The sequence below is a fragment of the Helicobacter rappini genome, from assembly GCF_900198625.1.
Lineage (GTDB): Bacteria > Campylobacterota > Campylobacteria > Campylobacterales > Helicobacteraceae > Helicobacter_A > Helicobacter_A rappini.
Genome location: NZ_FZPK01000006.1, coordinates 53409 through 73563 on the forward strand (window position 1 = coordinate 53409; position 20155 = coordinate 73563).

Sequence of the window (20155 nt, forward strand, 5' to 3'; positions counted from 1 at the left end):
TATGAACAATCAATAAAAAGAAAGAACAAACAAACAACGCTAGTTCCAACTTTATATCAAGCAGGAAGAGCATGTTTTAATGCGTATATTGTAGGCAATTTCTACTTAATCCCATTATGCTTATCAAGCAAGTGCGTGATAACTCTATCTTCGATGATTGCCATTTTTACTGCTGGTAGAAGGTTGTTCTTGCGATAATGCTCGATTACTTCTTGTGGATTTTGTCCGCTCATCATAGATTCATAATAAAGCGTTTGAAATACTTCATTATCATCTACGCTGATTTTCTCTTGTTTTGCGAGTTTATCCACGACAAAAGTAACTTTTACACTCATCTCAGCCTTTGGTCTTTGTGCTTCTCTTAGCTCTTTTACCTTATCTTCATTGCCCCTTAAAGCTTCAATTTCTTCTTGCTTCATGCTAGATATTTCATTATTAAGCAATACATTCATTTCTTGCTCTAAAATATTTTCCGGTAAATCAAATGTGAATTTCTTTGCGATATTTTCTAGGGCTTCTTCTTTTAGCTTTTCATTATAAAGCTTCATTTTAGATTCTCTCTCTAAATCTTTTTTGATTTGATCTTTTAGTGTTGCAAGAGTATTCTCTTCTTTATCACCTAGAATAGCCTTTGCAAAGGCATCATCAATAGTTACTTCATCTTTTTGCTTGATAGCATGTAATTTTACCTTAAATTGCACGGCTTTTCCTGCAAGGTTTGGGGCTTGATAATTCTCTGGGAAAGTTACATCAATCATCTTTTCTTCACCCACACTCATGCCAATCAAAGCATCTTCAAAGCCGGGGATAAACTGATTGGAACCGATTGTTAAATCAAACTTTTCTGCCTTGCCACCATCAAATGCCTTGCCATCTAAAAACCCTTCAAAATCAATATGCGCTATATGTCCGCTTTTTAGCTTTTTAGCTTTTGATGGCACGACTGGAGCACGATTTTTTGCGAGTTGCTCTAATCGCTCATCTACTTGCTTGTCAGTGATTTTTTCAGGTTTAAACTTTGGCATACAAGAGATTGCATCATCGACGCTAAATGTCGGTGTAATGCCAATTTTAAGCTCAATATCAATACCACTTTCACTTTCTTCAAACTTTGAGATAAGCGGCTGCCCTATTACATCTTTTTCGGTGATATTTAATGCCTTAATAGCATTCGCAAAAAACTCATTAATGCTTTGCTGACGAGATTCTTCAAGCAGACTATCTCTATATCGCTCTTTTACAATACGCACTGGGACTTTACCTTTTCTAAAGCCATCTAGCTTCATAGTCTTTGCATACTTACTTGCAAGTGTTTCAATGTGTTTATTAATCGTTTCAATAGCGATTTTTCCACTTGCTTTTGCATTTGCTTCATTAATTCTTTCTGTATTCATAACTATCCTTAAGGGTTTTTAAGTATAATTTCGTATTGTAACCAAATTTTTATTGTTTGTAAATCTTTTAAGGAGCAAAAATGTCTAAAACACATGATAACAACGCAAAACAACAAACTATTAAAATTGCTTCTATTGAGAATCTAAAACAAAAATTAAGCCTTACAACGAATCTTTCGCCAAATTTTGGTGAGATTATCTCTGTGGAGACAAATATCATAAAAGCGGTGGGTTTATCGCCGAGTGTGGGCGATGTCGTATGGCTTATCCGCGGTAATGATACACGCACAGAGGGCATTGTAATCGCTACGCATAAGGAAGTCTTTAGCATTAGTCCTTTCAGCTTTACAGAAGGCTTTAAAAGTGGTGATAGAGTAATGATTGCAAAAGAGGGTTTAAATATCCCTGTGGGCGATGAGCTTTTAGGGCGAGTGATAAATCCTTTAGGTGTGCCACTTGATAGTCTTGGGGCGTTATATGCGAGTGCTTGCACCCCTATCATTAACGCACCTATTTCTGCGTTAAAACGGGGGCTTATAGATGAAGTCTTTAGTGTGGGGGTAAAAAGCATAGATTCTTTACTTACTTGCGGTAAAGGGCAGAAAATGGGAATCTTTGCTGGGTCTGGTGTGGGTAAATCAACACTCATGGGTATGATTGTAAAAGGGAGTGCCGCACAAATAAAGGTTGTCGCACTAATCGGGGAACGGGGCAGAGAAGTGCCTGAATTTATTGAGAAAAACTTAGGTGGGAATCTTGAAAATACCGTGCTTGTCGTAGCAACGAGTGATGACTCGCCGCTTATGCGAAAATATGGGGCATTTTCAGCTATGGCGATAGCGGAGTTTTTTAAGGATAAAGGGCATGATGTGCTATTTATCATGGATTCTGTAACGCGTTTCGCAATGGCTCAAAGAGAGATAGGACTAGCTTTAGGAGAGCCACCAACAAGTAAGGGCTATCCGCCTTCAGTTTTAACGCTTTTGCCGCAGTTAATGGAGCGTGCTGGTAAGGAAGAGGGTAAAGGTAGCATTACCGCATTTTTCACTGTGCTTATGGAGGGCGATGATTTAAATGATCCTATTGCCGATCAAAGTAGAAGTATTTTGGACGGGCATATTATGCTTGATAGGAATCTAACTGATTTTGGAATCTATCCGCCTATTAATATACTAAACTCATCATCAAGGGTTATGCACGATATTATCTCACAAGAGCATAAAAATGCTGCAAGGAAATTTCGCCGTATGCAAGCTCTTTTGAAAGAAAATGAAGTGCTAATCCGCATAGGCAGCTATCATAAAGGCAATGATGTCGAGCTTGATGAAGCGATTGATAAAAAAGCATTAATGGAAGAGTTTCTAGGACAAGATGAAAATATACAATCAAGTTATGAAGAAAGCATTACGCAAATGATAGAGATAGCAAATAGTGGTGGTATGCAGTAAAATTTTGTTTTGGTTTAGAAACTAGAGTAAAACTTAACTATTTTAATGTTTAAGGCTATACAGAATGTAGGGTTTGGCTGCAAATCTATCATGATTCTAACTTATAGATAGATTTGCATTGTAGTTTTTATTAAAGCTGTGTTGATTCAAGCTTTAATGCTGTGGTAAGAGACTTAGACTTAGCAGATTATCTTATAATAATCCTCTTTTTCTAATCTCCGCTTCAAGTATTGCTCTAACCCTATCACTCTCGGCATTATTATAGCGATCCAACAACTGAGAATCACTCATGTTAGCAGCTTGTTTTCTCACTTGACTTTCCATCGCATCAACAGCCGAATCCATAAAGCCCTTAGCCTTATCCCAAAATCCCATGTTTATCCTTTATAATAAAATATACGCACATGCGGCGCAACTGAATTCTACAAAAAAAAAAAAACAAATCAAGGGCATAAAGTCTTTTTTATAATAAAACCATAATGACCATCAAAGTATAAAGAAAATGTAGTGCAAATGAGAAAAATAGCAAATAAAGGCATGAAAGACAGGGTTGTTTAGTTCTATAATATCTACAATAGTTTTATCCATAAAACAAAAATTACAACTTCATGAAGCTTTTACCCTTTTATTTCAAAGGTTCAAAATGACAAGAAACTCGAGATTAAATATCACATAAACTCCCTATTTCATTGCATTTTGATTTATCGCATTGCGTGATGCAATAAGGTTATTAATATAAGTTTCATTCAATGTGATTATATTGATTTTACTTTGCATATCTTTTGCGTAAGCGATATAAGCATAAGTTCCATGAGTAAGTATTTTTGGATTTATAAAGCTCCCTTTTGTGCTTTTATCAAGTTCTTTTAAAGTTATAAAATCACTGCCATTCCATACGGCTAGATTGATTGTCGTATTCTCTCTATTTGTATAAAGTAGCACGATATAGCGTCCAAACACTGCTGCACTCATAGCCCCAACGCTTAGGTTACTACTCTCTTGCATATCTTCAAATTGCAATGAGCCATTACTTATCTTGCAAAGTTGATGGGCTAGATTTGGCGACTCATCTTGTATTGTTTTATTGCTATATAGGGCTAAACATTGATGTGTTGCAGAATCATCTGCTGGATTATTTATATCATAGATAGGATGCAATGGGAGTATAATCGGGTTTGTATAAAGTATGTTATCGTGTGGTTTTACTACCTCTTCTAGTTGGAGTTCTTTATTAAAGATTCCAAAGAATGCTTGATCTTTTTCTATATGTGTAAAAAATGGTAAGATTATGCCTTGTATAGTATTATTTGTGCCAAAAAAAGTGCTTGGTTTATGCGAGAAAAACGCATTTGTCCTTGCAAATAGGCTTAATGCTGGATTTTCATGCAAGCTAAAAAGTGGTTTTGCATGCTCTTGTGTAGTATTAGATTCAATAGCTTTTGCAATATTTTCTAAGTTTGCTTGAAAGATATATGTCCTTGTGGTAAGTGGCTTTTGCAATAGGGTAGCATTAAGAAATAAATAAAGATTAGAATCAATATTTTGAATCAAGGCACTATGCAAGGAATGTATGTGTTGCTTTGTTTGTGTGTTAAGAGTTTTTGTGTCAAAGAGTAGTATTTCTTGGCTATGTGTTTTTGTGTTTGTGGCAATATTTTGCCATATTCCTTTTTGGGTTAGTATGCTGTATTTGCTTGGGTAAAAAATCATGCCATATAGATTTGTATTATTATCTTTATCCTTGCTTATGTAGCTAATGAGATATTTATCAGGGTTTATTTGTGTTATATCCATTGAGACTAGATTTATAGAATCTAGCTGCCATTGCTCTTTCTCATATACTTCATATCGTGTTGATTCAAAAGTAGGCAGAAAAAAATACATATCAACGCTGCGATTAAAGCTAAATAATCCAATACTTGCTACTATACATAACGCTATGTAAAAGAGATAATCAAGTATTTTCATATATTTAACCTATAGAATCTCTATCTTATCTACTTTGTAGTTAAGTGTAGAATCTCCCATAAATACAGAGATATTACCTAACTTAGATTCTATGCTTTCTCCAAATGTAAAAGGGCTTCTTTTAAGAGTGATTTGCTTGGTGAAAGGCAGCTTTATATCATATATCTTTTGTGCGTTAAGGCTTAGAAAATGTGAGAGATTCTCTAGCTTATTATGCTTTGCAAAAAGCGTACATAAGGCTTCAAGTAGAATTGGCGCACTAAAGATTCCAGCCGCTCCATCTAGCTTTGCTTGTATCGTATGTGGCGCACTATCAGATCCAAAGCTAATTTTAGAATCTCCACTCAATGCCGCCTCTAGTATCGCATCTCTATCTTTGGGTGTCTTTACCACAGGTTTGCAAAACATAAAAGGATTAAGCTTACCGCCTATAATATCATCAAGCGTTAAAAGCATGTGATGAAGTGTAATCGTGCCATAAAGATTGCTAAACTTATGGATACACTCAAGTGAATGCCTATCGCTTAAATGCTCGATGATTATCTTTAGTTGCGGAAAAGTCCTTGCTAACTCGCTAAAGATTTCTAAAAATTCCCTTTCTCTATCCATGCTAAAACCCGCACTCTCACCATGTATGCTTAGAATCATATCTAGATTCTGTGCTTCTTCAAGCAGGGCTAATAAATGCTTATTTAGCACTTCACTCACGCCATTTTCAGCATTTGTAGTAGCCCCCCTTGGATAAAGTTTTAGAATCTTAACTCCAGCTAAATGTGCTTCCTTTAGCATATCAAGCGTGAGATTATCATGGATATATAAGGCAATAATGGGGATAAAATGCTCTCCATTTAATCCACAATTTTGTGAATCTTTTTTAACTAATCGCATAATCTCTTGTCTGTAAGCAAGTATAGATTCCGCATCCATTAGTGGTGGATTTAGATTTGGCATAGCAAGCAACGTGCTAAAATGCCGCACACTATAAGGTAGCACTGCTTCTAGCATAGAATCTTGTCGTAAATGTATGTGCATATCCATTGGATTTTGCAAGATGATGGTATCCATGTTTAACCCCATGAAAATAATAAAAATCGAAGGCAATCGCACTGAATAAGCTGGAGCGAACTCTCTATTAGAATAAAGGCAAAATTATAACACAAGAATAGAGTATATGTTGTTTAGAAAATAGTAAATTATTGTCTTAGCTTATAGGCACGACCAGCCGCTTAGAATCTTAACTTTAAAGCATATAATTTCAATGTGAATAAGATTCTATAATATTCTAAGCCTTATTTTTTTATTTTTTTGGATCGAGTATATCAATGTGATTAATCCTACACAATTGCTTACATATAGCAATTGATTTATCTTATTGTTTTGGGAGTATCTTATGCGTAGATTCTAATAAACTTTTTGTGGTTTAATAGAATCTAGAAGTAAAGCGTAATCTAAAATCCGCTATTTCTTAACGCTTCGCCGATAGTTTTTCCACGCAGATTAGTCATAGAAACATCGCTTGTTGCTACATTTACTTCACTTAATGCACGGATTGCCTCCATACATGCCATAATCTCTTCTTTCTTAGCGTCTATGTATTGATGCAATGACTGAAAATCTTTAGCATTTAAAAGTGGCATGGGACTCGCCATCTCAAAAGATACGCTATGTGTCCCCATTGATGCACTAAGCTCTGTATCAAACAAATCTCTGTCGATAAAACGCGTGTTTGCTACCAAATCTCTAGCCTGTGAGAGAAGGATCTCACTCATATTCACATTTGCTGGATTTGTAGGATCTTCTTCTAGGCTAAACTCTATCTTTGAGACGATAGTTTGTAGTTTATTTAGTTTTGCACTTAACACTTGCAGACAGCCTACAAGCTCATTAGCAGCCTTTATTCCCTCACCAAAACGATGTGTTTGCATTTTGCTTTGTGGCACTGCATTCATCATAATATCTTCGATATTATCTAAACCACCTAAATGCTTCTTAAAAGTTTGCAACATCTTGTCCATAACGCATCCTTGTATTAAAATTTCCTTAAAACTAAGCAAATAGTATGCCAACCTTGTAAATTTCTAGAATCTAAAACAACTTAGCATGTTGGGCATGCAAAAACATTCAGCCTAAGATTCTAAAAATCTTTTGTTTAACACTCAAAATAAGAAAGTAATATAGAACTTAAATCCTTATATAATTCTTAATGTTAGTTAAAGATTCCATTAAACTCTGAAAGTCGCAACCACGATAGGACACATATCGGCAATTATTTATATCGAATGAAATATATTTATTAAAACAGCATATATTTTTATTAGAATCTTCTCTCAAAGTTGTGTGTAAAATTTATTAAAATTTGGATTGTGTTATGCAAGATGATATGGCGATTTTATATAAGCATGTGAAGGCATTAGATATGTTGTATAGACACGCAATGCTTGGCGATAGTTTTGTGGATTTAGCAAAACAAGATTCTAATACACACAAGCAAAAAATCACTCTTGCCACACAAGCAAATCAGCAATATAATAGCTATGAAGCAACTACTTCAAATCATATAAACACACAGCAAAACATGCAACAAATCGCACAAAAAGTTATACATTGCAATCTTTGCACTCTCTCTAAATCTGTAAAAGATTCTGAACGATTATGTGCTATTTTACCTACAAATAAAGCTTATCCCACCGATACGCTCTCTAACAATGCAAAAGAGACTACAAATAAAGATTCTATTGCCACTAAAACCATACAAAATCACACAAAAGCATTTCCAAATATTGCCTTTATCACAGATTCCTTGCACCTTAGGGAAGCTCCAAAAGATAGCTATGCTTTATTAGAGAATCTTGAGTTAAATAGAAGTAATGAAATGCTTTTTGACATTATAGAAAAAGTCTTTTTGCTCTATAAAGAAAGTGTATTTCTTTTTCCGCTTTTTAAATGTGCTGAGGTTGGCAATAATCAGCAAATAAGTATGCAAATCCGCACACAGCCCCTTGCCACACAAAGACGCATTTGTAGCAATTATCTCAAAGCTCAACTTGAAAATATGAGTTATGCGGTATTTTTTGGTGAGCATATATGCTTTGATTTCTTTGAGATTTCATTGCAAGAGGCAAGTGGTAAGCTACTTGAATATCATACAGCACAGGGCAAAAAAGTGCTTTGTGTATGTGTGCCAGATATTATGCAAATGCTTATGAATCCAAAGTTAAAAAAAGATGCCTTTATTAATTTTGTATTGCTAAGAAATGCAATTTATGCAATTTCATGCTAAAATATTGCTTCATTATTTGTATTTAAGGATAGGAATGTTACATAGCAAAATCATACAAAAAATAGCATTATGCCTTGTTATATTTGTAACGCATTTAGCAGTAGCAAAAGAGCATATCATGTCCCCCTTGCCAGTCCCTGAACAAGAAATTGTAGATATTGAGATAAAAAAATGTTCTAAATCATGTTTAAATAAACTCTATGAAAGTGAGCAATTCTTTAGTTTTGCTTCACATTATCGCTCCACAAAAGATAAATCTTTAAATGAGAGATACAAGGCTGTTGTAGAAGAGCTTGGCATTAATGCTTTTATTCCTTTATTTGATTCTAGTAATGGGCTTAAGGTTGCCTTAATGATTCCGCAAAAAAATGTCGGTAGATATTCTGTAACAAGTGCTGATGCAATCCTTGCTTATCTCATCGCACATGGCGATAACTTTTCCTTTAAAGTCTTTGATACACAAAATGAAGAGATAAAAAACCTTGTCGCGGGTTATAATAAAATACATGAAGAAGAGTTTGATCTTATAGTTGGCATTCTCACACCAAAAGGCTTAGAGAATCTACTGCAAAATGTAAATATCACAACCCCGCTTTTTATCCCTACCATTAATGAAAAACAAGCTATGAAGTTTGCACCGAATAAAAATGTATATTTTGGTGGTATTGACTATGAAAGTCAGGTAAATATGATGGTAACACTTGCTGAGCAAAAAAAGAATGCGATTATAAGCTTTAATGATGATGGCATGATTGGAAAAATGATTGGGGCAATCGTGCAATCGCGTGCTGGCAATGTAAGACAAGAAATAATAGATTCCAAAAAATCTACTAATTTTGCCCCTATCATCGCAAAATATCGTCAAGGTATTAGAAACTCTATGGTTATGCTAAATACCTCTGTGATAAAAAGCGGCTTAATTATCCCTCAAATGGGTAACGCAAAGGCTATGCCCTCTGTCTTTCTTTCCACACAGATTAATTATAACCCATCACTTCTTACTTTAATGCCAAAGGAAGATGCTAAAAAGCTTTTTGTCGTGAGTGCAATAAGCCCTATACATACGCGTTTATTGCTATTTAATGAGATTCTATCTGCTGACTTACAATATGACTGGGTAAATTATGCAACCGCTTTGTCTCTTGACATATTCTTAACACAAGGCAGTAAAGCAAATCAGCGTTTTTTCTCGGAAAGTTTGCAAGGCAATCAAGTGATATATCATAATAGATTCTATGGCGTTAAAGATTCCCATTTTATCCCTGTAAAGTTAAAATAAAGTGAGTAAATAGACTATGAATAAAAACAGCGAAGATATAGAAGAGTTAAGCATATTTTTAGCAAAATATGCTGCTGCATTATTATCAAGTGGTGCTTATACCTCGCGTGTGTCTCGTTGCACAGAGCGTATTGGTGAGAGTTATGGATATGATGTATCTATGATTATTTGGCTTAAATACATTAATCTTAGTATCGCACAAAAAGATAATTATGAATATCGCCGCACACAAGTCAGCTCAAACCCTCCTATGAATACAAATTTTAGAATCATATCAGAACTTAGCGCATTAAGCTGGCAGATACATGATAGTAAAATCACACTCAAAGAAGCGCGTATAAGATTTGAGCATATTATGCAAAATAAGCATAATGGCTTTTTTGCTACACTCTTTTTTGCAAGCCTTGCGAATGCGGCATTTTGCAAGTTATTTGAAGGTGATATTGGTGCATTGATATGCGTATTTATGGGGACATTTGCTGGATTTGCAAGCAAGCATATACTAACAAATTTACAGGTTGATATACGCGGAATCTATGTATTAGTATCTTTTATCTCTTCGTTTGTCGCCTATATTGGCGTGCATTTTGGGATTACAAAAACGCCCGGAATTGCCATTGGTTTAAGCATTGTATATCTAATACCCGGCATACAAATCATTAATGCCCTAGCAGATGTCTTGCATGAATACACTTTAATGGCATTAAGTCGCGGTGTGAATATGATTATTTTACTGACTTGTATTGCAGTTGGTGCGTATTTAACCTTGAGTATCGCCCATGTGAGTGTGTTTGATGTTTAATTTAGAGTTATATCCACAATTACAAGAATTTTTATATACTGATTTTTTTAATACAAACACTCTGCCACATATATTTTATAAAATGCTATTTGCTATGGTTGCTGGATTTGGCTTTGCCTATGCACTTCATCCGCCCAAAAAGGTATTTTTTGGAATCATTATTGTTGCTGGATTTGGCTATTTTATCCGCTCCATTCTTTTGCAAAGCCCTATTTTTAGCCTTGCTGGTGCTACTTTTTGTGCGGCAGTTTGCATGGGGTTTGTCGTTGTGTTGCTTGCAAAATATACAAAAGTCCCCGTAGAAGTTATTGTATTTCCCGCACTTTTGCCTATGTTTCCGGGTAGCTATGGATATAGAAGTATTTTATCACTTCTCACTTTTACGCAACATGCCGATAAGCCAGAACAGCTTACTTATTTACTCGCATTTTTTAATAATATTACGACAATGCTATCTGTCTCACTTTCCCTTGTTGCTGGTGTATTAGTGATATTTATTATTTTCCATGAGCAAAACTTTACAATGACAAGGGGGACTAAAAAGACTCCAATCTATCAGGTATTACGCGAATTGCGTAAGACTAGAAAGCAAAAGCCATAGTAATCTCTTGTTATACTCATATTGTATCTGTGTTTTTATTGCTTATTCACATATAAAGCACTCTTCCAAAAAGCTAAGACTAGAAGCATGTAGTAATAGCCTATCTGTGCTGCAATAATGAAGCCTTATATCTTTTAGAATCTTTTCTTGATGTGAGGGCAGGGCATAATAAAAAAGCAGAAATGTAAAGAAGAAAGATTCAAAATCTTTATTAAAATCTTGTGTTTTGCTATGTGGTTGAGAGAGTTTAGAATCTATCTCATTTGAGCGATAGTAGGGTTTAGGGTGCAAGCATTGCGATATAAATTCTATATCATCATGCAGGAAACATGAGAGAAAACTCGCCCGATTTGTTTTATTATATTTTTGAGAAAAAAAGCAAGAGATTAGAAACTTACTAAGTGATAGAGATAGAAACTTACAAAATGGTAGAACGAAATATTTAGATTCTGCAACTTGAATGTTTTTAGAATCTGTATTTAAATCTATTTTAGAATTTAATCTTTGTTTAGATTCCATATTAGATGTTTCGCTTTGCTCAACATGACAAGCTGTTTTAGCTTCTATAGTCTTACAAACTACACTAAAATTTAGCATTGCATTATAAAGCATTGTTTGTGCTATATTTTTATCTCGCCTTAAATAATGGATAGCATAAACATATTTTTGAATACTGCTAGAATGCTTTTTTGTGAGAGTTTCAAAGAGATAAGATTCTATATTTGCCCTCAACTTCTTGCTTTGTAAATCAAGGAATAAACTTGCGACAACAGGGCATAAGCCATAAAGGGTATCACCTAAGATTTTATGCTGCAAACTTGAAGTGTGAATGCGGAGCTGATGTGTTTTGCCACTTAAGGGAAAAAGTTTTACAAGTGTAAATTTTTCGTTTTGTTTAGATTCTAAGTTTTTAGATATTTCTTTTTTGCTTTGCTTAAAGTCAGTATGAAAAGCGGTTGTGGAATCTAGCTTTTTAGATACTTCGCCTAAAGACTCAGTATGACAAGTATGAGAATCTAAAATATTATTTTGTGCCCTAAACCCCGCACCCCACACATTAAGAAAAGATTCATAACATTGCAACAACTTCTTTTCATTAAAAAAATCGCTATATTGCAAGGTAAAATCATCACTTTTTCTAGCCATAGAATCTTGCTTAATTTTTTTATCATAATCACACTCTGTAAAAAGCATAAAATCTTGTATAAAACCCCTAGAAATATCAGCTAAATTTTCCTGCGGTGCAAGTGAAAAAAGTGCTTTATGTGAAAAAAACGGATTGCTAGACTTATAAAGATAGCTTGAAACTTCATTAAAGCTATGAAATACATGAAGTGGTGTGAGTATGGTAGTAGCCCTGCTTTGGTCTTGTTGTATGGAATCTTTTGTAATAACTTTTATTTCATCTTCTTTAATCGTTTTTACTTTTAAATTTTTTACACTACCTTTAATGCAAAGATTCCCAAAATCTTTTGGAAAAATAATCCCTGATTCTATAAGTAAAGATTCTTTAACTTCGCCATGCAAAATAGCCATATAGCTTTTTTCTACGCCTTTTTGTAAAAAGAGATTTTTTAGCATGACTTCACTTTGCTTATCGATAGAACACACTAAAAGCCCGCTTGTTTCATAATCAAGTCTATGGCAGGGATTAGCATGTTTGCCAAAATAATACCGCAAAGAGTCAAGTATGCTTTTAGAATCTGCTAGGTTTTTAGGGTGAGTGAGAAGTTTTGAAGGCTTATTAAACACACAAAAATAAGGGGGATTTTGTGAGATTTTTATCTCTAGGTTTGCTATATCTTGCTGTAAAATCGCATGATTTGGTGGCACACAAGCAAAGAATGGTATAAGATTAATATCATCTGGCATAAAGCTTAGAATCTCTACATATCCTTTTTCTAAAAAGTCTTTTTTATGAATGATTCTAGAATCTTGTTTTATGCGGTTTTTATCAAGTAGCTTTTGTGTGTCCTTTTTGCTATATCCATTTTGAAGTAAGAAATGTGTAGCTTTTATGCGTTCTGCTACTTGAAGTGAGATTGTCTTAAAGCCCACAGATTCTATTCCGTATAGACTCTATCAATTATAAGCATGATTTGCCTATTTTGCGTGGTATAAAAGCTTTGAGAATCAAGGGCTATTGTTGCACGAAAACATAATATAGAACCGATAGTAAAGTTATAATCCGCATATTTTTGATTAAAAAACATGCCTTTAATACTGCTATTTTCTGTCCGTTTAAAGTGAAATTCACGAAAGCCTTGCCCTGTTTTCTTACACTCAAGTATCTCCATTTCACAGAGAAATTTTGGCAGTGGATTCCCATTTCCAAAAGGCTCAAAACTTGTTATACATGAAAAAAGCTCATAATTAATTAAATGTGAGTTTAATATACCCAAAACATTCTCTTTTTTCTCTATATTATGAGAAATTGGCTTGAAAGACTTTATAAAAGATTCTAGATTATAGTCTTTTAGTTCCAGCCCCACAGCTCCCACATGTCCGCCATACCGCTGCATTAAATGCCCTATTTTTTGCATACTAGAGATGAGATCTACATCACCAGCACTTCTGCCACTGCCCTTACACACGCCATTTGTATTTGTTAAAACAAAGCAGGGCTTTTGAAACTCATCAGCCATTTTACCCGCTACAATCCCTAGCACACCTTCATGCCAGTCTTCACCCACCGCACATAGCATATTCTCATTTTGAGGTATTTGGCTAATGGATTGAAAGGCTTTATTAGTTACCTCATCTTGTAAAAGTTTTCTTTGTGTGTTTAGGTCTTTTAACTGCTTGAGATAGAATCTAGCATTTGATAATGAAGTTGAGCGCAGGAAAGATAGGGCGATTTTACCATCGCTAATCCTACCTGCTGCGTTTAAAAGCGGAATGATTCTAAAGCCTAACACTTGAGAGTCAATGCTACTTTTTAGATTCTCCATAAGGGCTTGAAAGGCATATCTCTTACTATTTGGAATGTGCTTTAAGGCATATTTACAAATCGTGTGATTTATCGCATTTAGCGGCATGACATCAGCGATTGTTGCGATACCTACAAGCAGTAGAAAAGATTCCATTCTTATAATTTTTAGATTCTTTTCATAGCAATTTAAAAGCTTTTTTGTTTGATTATTCTTAGTGTTAGAATCACTACAAAGATTTAGCATACTAATCTTTATCGCACAGCAAAAATACCACGCCACTAAACTCCCGCAAATCTCACTATAAGGGAAGTTACATATTGCTTGTTGCGGATTAATCATAAAGTTACAACAAGGAATCTTTTGATCTCTATTGCTATCTACTTCAAGTGTATGATGATCTGTGATTATTAAGCCTATATTATGCTCTCTGCATAGCTCTGCTGCTTGGAAGCTACTCACACCATTATCAACGGTTATAATCACTTTTACATCACTATGCTCTTTTAGAATCTCATGAAATAGTTTCACACTAAAGCCATAGCCATGTATAAAGCGATTAGGCATAGCAAAAGCTACATTATTGTATGAAAGCTGGTCAAAAAAATCAAGCATAATAGAAGTCGCACAAATCCCATCAGTATCATAATCCCCAACGATTACAATCTTTTCATTACGCAATATACTTTGACATACAAAAAGACTTGCTTCCATATTATTATGAAGTTCTTTTGGGTGCGGTATATCTTTTAATGTGTGAAAGCAAAAGTCTTTGAATCTTTGTTTTAAAATAGATTCTATCTCATTAATATGACTAAAGGTTTGTAAGCCTTTTTTGATCGCATTAAAGTCATGCTGCGTGTTTATAGCAGAATCACTAGGCATATTACACCTTATTTGTGATACTTTAGGGCTTGTTGCACGAATGCAAGGATAATGGCATTAGGATTCTGTAATCTTGAGGTAAATTCAGGGTGAAACTGCACGCCAACAAAAAAGTTATGCTTTGCAAGCTCTATTGTCTCAATAAGCCCATTACACTCACCACTAATGATTAAGCCATTCTCTTCAAATAAAGATCTATACTTTGGATTTGCCTCATATCTGTGTCTATGTCTCTCTCGCACAACTTTTAAGTTATTATAGGCAGAAGAAATCTTTGTATTTGGTTTTAGATAGCATTCATATTCGCCAAGTCGCATTGTGCCACCAAGCGGTGAGTTGTGCGTCCTTACCTGCTTATTACCCTCTGTGTCTAAAAAGTCTTCAATCATGTAGATAATAGGATTCTTGCATTCTTTATCAAACTCTGTGGAGTTAGAATCTTCTAGTTTTAATACATTCCTTGCAAACTCAATTAAGGCAAGCTGCATGCCAAGACAGATACCAAGAAAAGGTATATTCTTCTCCCTTGCGTATTTAATAGCAAATATTTTACCTTCAATACCCCTTTCACCAAAGCCACCGGGGACTAATATGCCATCTAGATTCTCTAATTTCGACTCTTCAATATGTTCAGAATCTAAAAACACAATTTCAACTTTTGTATCTAGATTTGCCCCCGCATGAGTTAGGGCTTCTAAGAGTGATTTATAAGATTCTTTAAGGGAGAGATATTTGCCTACAAAGCCTATTGTAATCTGCTTTGTAGGGGATAGAATCTTTTTTACAAGTAAATCCCACTCTCTCATATCTGGTGTAATCTGTAATTGTAAAATGCGTGATAATGGGGCTAATATCCCCTCACTCATAAAGTTTATAGGGCACTTATAAATACTTTGTGCATCTTCAGCACTAATCACACTATCAGTATCGACATCACATGCGAGAGCTATTTTTTGCTTTGTGTCTTTTGATAATGGGACTTCGGACCTTGCGATAATTATTTGCGGGCTAATGCCTATTCTACGCAATTCCTGCACGCTATGCTGCGTTGGCTTTGTCTTTAGCTCATCAGCAGCTTTAATGTAGGGCACAAGTGTAACATGTATGCTTAATACATTATGTGCGCCTTTTTCATGCTTTAGCTGCCTCATCGCTTCTAAATAAGGCATACCCTCAATATCGCCCACCGTGCCACCAAGCTCTACAATAAGCACATCAAAGCCAACACCAGCACGCTTTATACGACTTTTAATCTCATCTGTAATATGTGGCACAATCTGTATAGTTTTGCCTAGATACTCGCCCTTTCTCTCTTTCTCAATGACTGATAGATAGATTTGCCCTGTTGTAAAATTATTATTCCTTGAAAAGCTTGTATTTAAGAATCTTTCATAATGCCCTATATCTAAATCTGTCTCTGCTCCATCAAGGGTAACAAACACTTCACCATGCTCAAGCGGACTCATAGTCCCCGGATCTACATTAATGTAGGGATCAATCTTTAAAATGGATACAGAAAACCCAGCATGTTTCAGTAAAGTCCCAATAGATGATGATGATATGCCTTTCCCAAGAGAGCTTAAAACACCACCTGTAACAAAGATATATTTTGTATCCATATAACACCTTTTTATTTTTTTCGAGTCTATTTTTCAAATGCAATTATAAAATAAAAGTATGTAAAAAGTGCAATGCCCCATCATTTCTCTTAAGTTGTCGTTTTGGTTTTTTGTGTTTGTATGAGATTTAATATTTATTGTGATTATAGTCTTTGCTTAGTGTAGGCTTGTGAATATGTGTGATAAAAGATTATTTTATGCCTTTATATATGTGTATAGGGCTTTTGCGTAAGAAATAATCCGCATCTTCTATTCCCAAATACATAGTTTTTTGCCATTCTTCAAGGCTGCAATACTGCAACATTGAATCTTTCAAATCTTTAATAGCAGTTAAAATTTGTATTCTATCAAAAGTAAAGCTAAACTCTTTAGGCTCATAAATTTCCCACACAATTACAGAATCTAAAACGATAATTTTAGGTGTATTGACTATCCCCGCACACCCTTCATCGCCGCAACCACACACAAAAATTGGACATTTACAACTCTCTTGCAAGGAATACTCTAAACGAGAAATATTTAAATAATACTCATTGTTTTCAAAATGAAAATATTGATTATTAATGTAGGGTTGCAAAATAAGCTCATGCGTATATTCAGCAAGTAGTTCATCATCATAATCTTGCGGATCAATTTGTATGCGTTGAAATTTAAAGCTTATTGAATCCATTTATTTTCTTTCAAGTAGGATGATTGGGAAACATGTAATATCAACTTTGATATTTATAAAAACAATATTTTCTTTTGGAAGAGATTTATGTAAAGCTGGGTTTTGTTATACCTTATATGCACCATATATCTGCAAAAATACCCCCATTACTAGAGACATATAAGATAATAATGGGTTTGGAATATTTACTAATCCAGCAAACCCCAAATTCTAGAATCTTGCACCCAACTCACATAATCTCTACTCACTCCCCTCTAATTCATCTGGCAGGGGCATAATCTCATCACTTGTGCCAATTTGCTCCTTTATTTTCGCAGCAATTTCATTTGCTATATCAACATTTTCTTTTAAAAAGGCTTTTGCATTTTCTCTGCCCTGTCCGATCTTTTTATCACCATAAGAGAGCCACGCACCGCTTTTATCGATAATATCAAGCTTCACACCATAGTCAATAATCTCGCCCTCTTTGCTGATACCCTCGCCAAACATAATGTCAAATTCCGCTTCTCTAAATGGTGGAGCGACCTTATTTTTCACCACTTTTGCCTTCGCACGATTGCCGATAATACTATCGCTTTGCTTGAGTGTAGCCACTTTTCTTATATCCACACGCACACTCGCATAGAATTTCAACGCATTACCACCTGTTGTAGTCTCTGGACTACCATAGCCCATAACGCCGATTTTCATGCGAATCTGATTGATAAAAATCACGGTGGTATTCATCCTTGATAACACACCTGTAATCTTACGCAAAGCATGGCTCATAAGCCTTGCTTGTAAGCCCACATGCTGATCGCCCATATCGCCATCAATCTCTGCTTTCGGTGTCAAAGCTGCAACAGAATCTACAACAATCAAATCGACCCCGCCACTACACGCAATCGTCTCTAAAATGCTTAACGCCTGTTCGCCATTATCTGGCTGACTGACTAAAAGATTCTCGGTATCAACGCCAAGATTTTTTGCATAATACACATCAAGGGCATGTTCAGCATCAATAAACGCACATACACCGCCATTTCTTTGACACTCTGCGATAACCTGCAAGGATAATGTCGTTTTACCGCTTGATTCTGGTCCATAAATCTCAATGATTCTGCCCTTTGGGATACCACCAATTCCTAGTGCTAAATCAAGCCCTAACGAGCCTGTCGATATAGAATCTATCTTTTCTACCTGCTTGTCTCCAAGTCGTATAAGCACACCTTTGCCAAATGCCTTATCCACTTGCTTCATCGCATTTTCAAGTGCTTTTTGTTTATTTGGATCAATTGCCATTTTTACCCTTTATCTAGTAATTTTTATAAGATTCTAGCATGATAATGTAGATTTTAAAAACGAATGAATGTTTTATTGTAAAACTTGTTTATTCGCGTCTGCAGGTTTTTGGATGCAATTTCTATTTATTCATATAATCTTAAACATTTAGTCATTTTACTTTAATGCAGGTTATCGCAAAAGCATAAAGTCTCTTATGTCCATATCATCAGTTATTGAGAAATACACTTTTTATTGCTACAATGTAAGTTTATATATTTTTATAGTTAAAGCTATTGTAAGCATTTTGAGTGAAAATAAACTAATCATTTTAATTTTGCAAAATGGAGAATAAATGGATAATACACTGATACAACCACGCACATTAAGTGGATTTAAAGATAGACTGCCACAAGAGGCTTATGCAAAAGCAAGTATTGTGGAAAAAGTGAGTGAAGTGTTTTTAAGCTATGGTTTTATGCCTATTGAGACACCGCATTTAGAGTATGCTGACATTTTGGTGAAGCAAGGAAGCGAAGAGATACAAAAAGAATTGTATCGATTTAGAGACCATGGCGATAGAGATGTCGCCTTGCGATTTGATCAAACCGTGCCATTAGCGCGTTTTATCACGCAGCACAGACATGAATTAATCATGCCTTTTAAACGCTATGTGATAGGCAATGTATTCCGTGGGGAACGCGCACAAAAGGGGCGATATAGGGAATTTACACAATGTGATTTTGACTTTATTGGGAGTGATTCGCTAAGTTGTGATGCAGAGATTTTGCAGGTTATTTATAGTTCGCTTAATGCACTTGGTTTGCAGGAATTTACCATTTGGATTAATCATAGAGATATTTTGAATGGAATCTTTGCATATTTTGGCTTACATGATAATGTGGAATCTGGTTTGCGTATCATAGACAAACTTGATAAGATTGGACTTGATGAAGTGCAAAAAGAATTGCAAAAAGAGCTAAATATTACAGCAGAAAAAGCACAAGAGATTTGCAGACTTGTTATGATTAAGCAGACTTCACATTATAGTGATTTCTTTAAAGAGATTGCCTACCTTAAAGATTATAATGAGATATTGCGTAAAGGATTGCAAGATTTAGAATCTATGTTTAGCATTCTTGATGATTTGGAGCTTGATATATCGAGTTGTCGTATCAACTTTTCTATTGCAAGGGGGCTTGGCTATTATACAGGCATTGTGTATGAAACAACGCTAAATAGACTAAAAAGTATCGGGAGTGTTTGTAGTGGCGGTCGCTATGATAATTTGACGCAGAGTTTTAGTAAAGAGCGATTAAGTGGCGTTGGTGCGAGTATTGGTCTTGATAGGCTTATTGCGGCATTAATGGAGCTTGAGCTTTTAGAGTTGCGTGGGACTATGGTGAGAGTGCTACTGATTGTAACGAATGAGGCGTATTTTGCCTTCGCTCATAAGATCGCAGAGGCTTTAAGACATAGCAATGTAAAAGCTGAAGTCTATCCAGATGCAGTAAAGATTAAGAAGTCTCTCGGCTATGCAAACGCAAAAGGGCATGAATTCAGCATAATTATTGGTGACGAAGAGTTTCAAACAAAAACGCTTTCTGTCAAAAATATGACTTCAGGCATACAGATTGAGAAAGTAAGCTTTTTACACGCATTGCAAGTTGTAAGAAATTCTTAAATCGCATTGATGATAGAAACCAATTGTCATACTGAGTGCGTAAGCACGAAATATCTTTTTAGATTCTATGTTAGATATTTCGCCTAAAGGCTCAATCATGACAATTTGTTATAGAATCTAAGAGATATGCTAGAAATAATTCCTTTGTAATTCACTACAAATGTGTTACGAAGAGATAATTTTGACATAACTTTTATGTAGTTTTACACTATAGTTTTATGTAAAATAATGCTAGAATTGTAAGACTTTATCTATTTTAGTCTTTTATAGATTGATATAGCTATATCAAAAAAGCGTTCTGTAAAGACTTTTAGAATACAAAATCTCATAGAAAG

General features: G+C 35.0%; 16 protein-coding genes. 6 read left to right on the top strand and 10 right to left on the bottom strand.

What is annotated here, in order from left to right; translation table 11 throughout:
• Positions 1–101: 101 nt before the first annotated feature.
• Complete coding sequence (gene tig, locus C6H17_RS01900) at positions 102–1394, bottom strand: trigger factor (protein WP_005219289.1); 1293 nt, start codon at positions 1392–1394, stop codon at positions 102–104.
• Positions 1395–1474: 80 nt separating this feature from the next.
• Between tig and fliI the strand changes: the two genes are divergently transcribed.
• Positions 1475–2842 (top strand): flagellar protein export ATPase FliI, encoded by a 1368-nt coding sequence (gene fliI, locus C6H17_RS01905; protein ID WP_005219287.1) that lies wholly within the window; start codon positions 1475–1477, stop codon positions 2840–2842.
• 192 nt (positions 2843–3034) lie between these two features.
• Here fliI and C6H17_RS01910 read toward each other — a convergent pair whose 3' ends face one another.
• The 4 genes from C6H17_RS01910 to C6H17_RS01925 all read right to left on the bottom strand — a co-directional run bounded on the left by C6H17_RS01910 (position 3035) and on the right by C6H17_RS01925 (position 6825).
• On the bottom strand, positions 3035–3217 hold the full coding sequence (locus C6H17_RS01910; RefSeq protein WP_005219285.1) for a hypothetical protein: 183 nt from the start codon (positions 3215–3217) through the stop codon (positions 3035–3037).
• Between the two features lie 306 nt (positions 3218–3523).
• Positions 3524–4810: a hypothetical protein gene (locus tag C6H17_RS01915; protein WP_005219283.1), complete on the bottom strand. Its 1287-nt coding sequence runs from the start codon at positions 4808–4810 to the stop codon at positions 3524–3526.
• 9 nt (positions 4811–4819) lie between these two features.
• A complete protein-coding gene (gene pyrC, locus C6H17_RS01920) occupies positions 4820–5875 on the bottom strand; it encodes a dihydroorotase (RefSeq protein ID WP_005219281.1) in 1056 nt (351 codons plus the stop codon).
• A 383-nt stretch (positions 5876–6258) separates the two neighbouring features.
• Complete coding sequence (locus tag C6H17_RS01925) at positions 6259–6825, bottom strand: flagellar FLiS export co-chaperone (protein WP_005219280.1); 567 nt, start codon at positions 6823–6825, stop codon at positions 6259–6261.
• A gap of 353 nt (positions 6826–7178) precedes the next feature.
• Here C6H17_RS01925 and C6H17_RS01930 point away from each other — a divergent pair, with 353 nt between their 5' ends.
• The 4 genes from C6H17_RS01930 to C6H17_RS01945 are packed head-to-tail and all read left to right on the top strand — an operon-like array spanning position 7179 to position 10772.
• Positions 7179–8090, top strand: a complete 912-nt coding sequence (locus C6H17_RS01930; protein WP_005219278.1) for a hypothetical protein — start codon at positions 7179–7181, stop codon at positions 8088–8090.
• 34 nt (positions 8091–8124) lie between these two features.
• Complete coding sequence (locus C6H17_RS01935; protein WP_020995538.1) at positions 8125–9369, top strand: hypothetical protein; 1245 nt, start codon at positions 8125–8127, stop codon at positions 9367–9369.
• 16 nt (positions 9370–9385) lie between these two features.
• Positions 9386–10171 (top strand): threonine/serine ThrE exporter family protein, encoded by a 786-nt coding sequence (locus C6H17_RS01940; RefSeq protein ID WP_004083922.1) that lies wholly within the window; start codon positions 9386–9388, stop codon positions 10169–10171.
• Entirely contained in the window at positions 10164–10772 is a 609-nt protein-coding gene (locus tag C6H17_RS01945; protein WP_005219275.1) for a threonine/serine exporter family protein, read from the top strand. Before C6H17_RS01940 ends, C6H17_RS01945 begins: the two co-directional genes overlap by 8 nt.
• Positions 10773–10814: 42 nt before the next feature.
• Here the strand turns inward: C6H17_RS01945 and C6H17_RS01950 are convergent, their stop codons facing one another.
• From C6H17_RS01950 to recA, 5 genes are all read right to left on the bottom strand, one after another.
• Positions 10815–12830 (bottom strand): pseudouridine synthase, encoded by a 2016-nt coding sequence (locus C6H17_RS01950; RefSeq protein ID WP_005219272.1) that lies wholly within the window; start codon positions 12828–12830, stop codon positions 10815–10817.
• 5 nt (positions 12831–12835) lie between these two features.
• Complete coding sequence (locus C6H17_RS01955) at positions 12836–14587, bottom strand: single-stranded-DNA-specific exonuclease RecJ (RefSeq protein WP_005219270.1); 1752 nt, start codon at positions 14585–14587, stop codon at positions 12836–12838.
• A gap of 8 nt (positions 14588–14595) precedes the next feature.
• On the bottom strand, positions 14596–16206 hold the full coding sequence (gene pyrG, locus C6H17_RS01960; protein WP_005219269.1) for a glutamine hydrolyzing CTP synthase: 1611 nt from the start codon (positions 16204–16206) through the stop codon (positions 14596–14598).
• A gap of 190 nt (positions 16207–16396) precedes the next feature.
• Positions 16397–16876: a hypothetical protein gene (locus C6H17_RS01965; protein ID WP_005219267.1), complete on the bottom strand. Its 480-nt coding sequence runs from the start codon at positions 16874–16876 to the stop codon at positions 16397–16399.
• Positions 16877–17116: 240 nt separating this feature from the next.
• The gene (gene recA / locus C6H17_RS01970) at positions 17117–18157 is read right to left on the bottom strand and encodes a recombinase RecA (RefSeq protein ID WP_005219265.1); all 1041 of its coding nucleotides are present in this window, start codon (positions 18155–18157) and stop codon (positions 17117–17119) included.
• A gap of 346 nt (positions 18158–18503) precedes the next feature.
• On the opposite strand from recA, the gene hisS reads away from it, so the two are divergent.
• Positions 18504–19820, top strand: a complete 1317-nt coding sequence (gene hisS / locus C6H17_RS01975; protein WP_040462836.1) for a histidine--tRNA ligase — start codon at positions 18504–18506, stop codon at positions 19818–19820.
• Positions 19821–20155 lie beyond the last annotated feature (335 nt).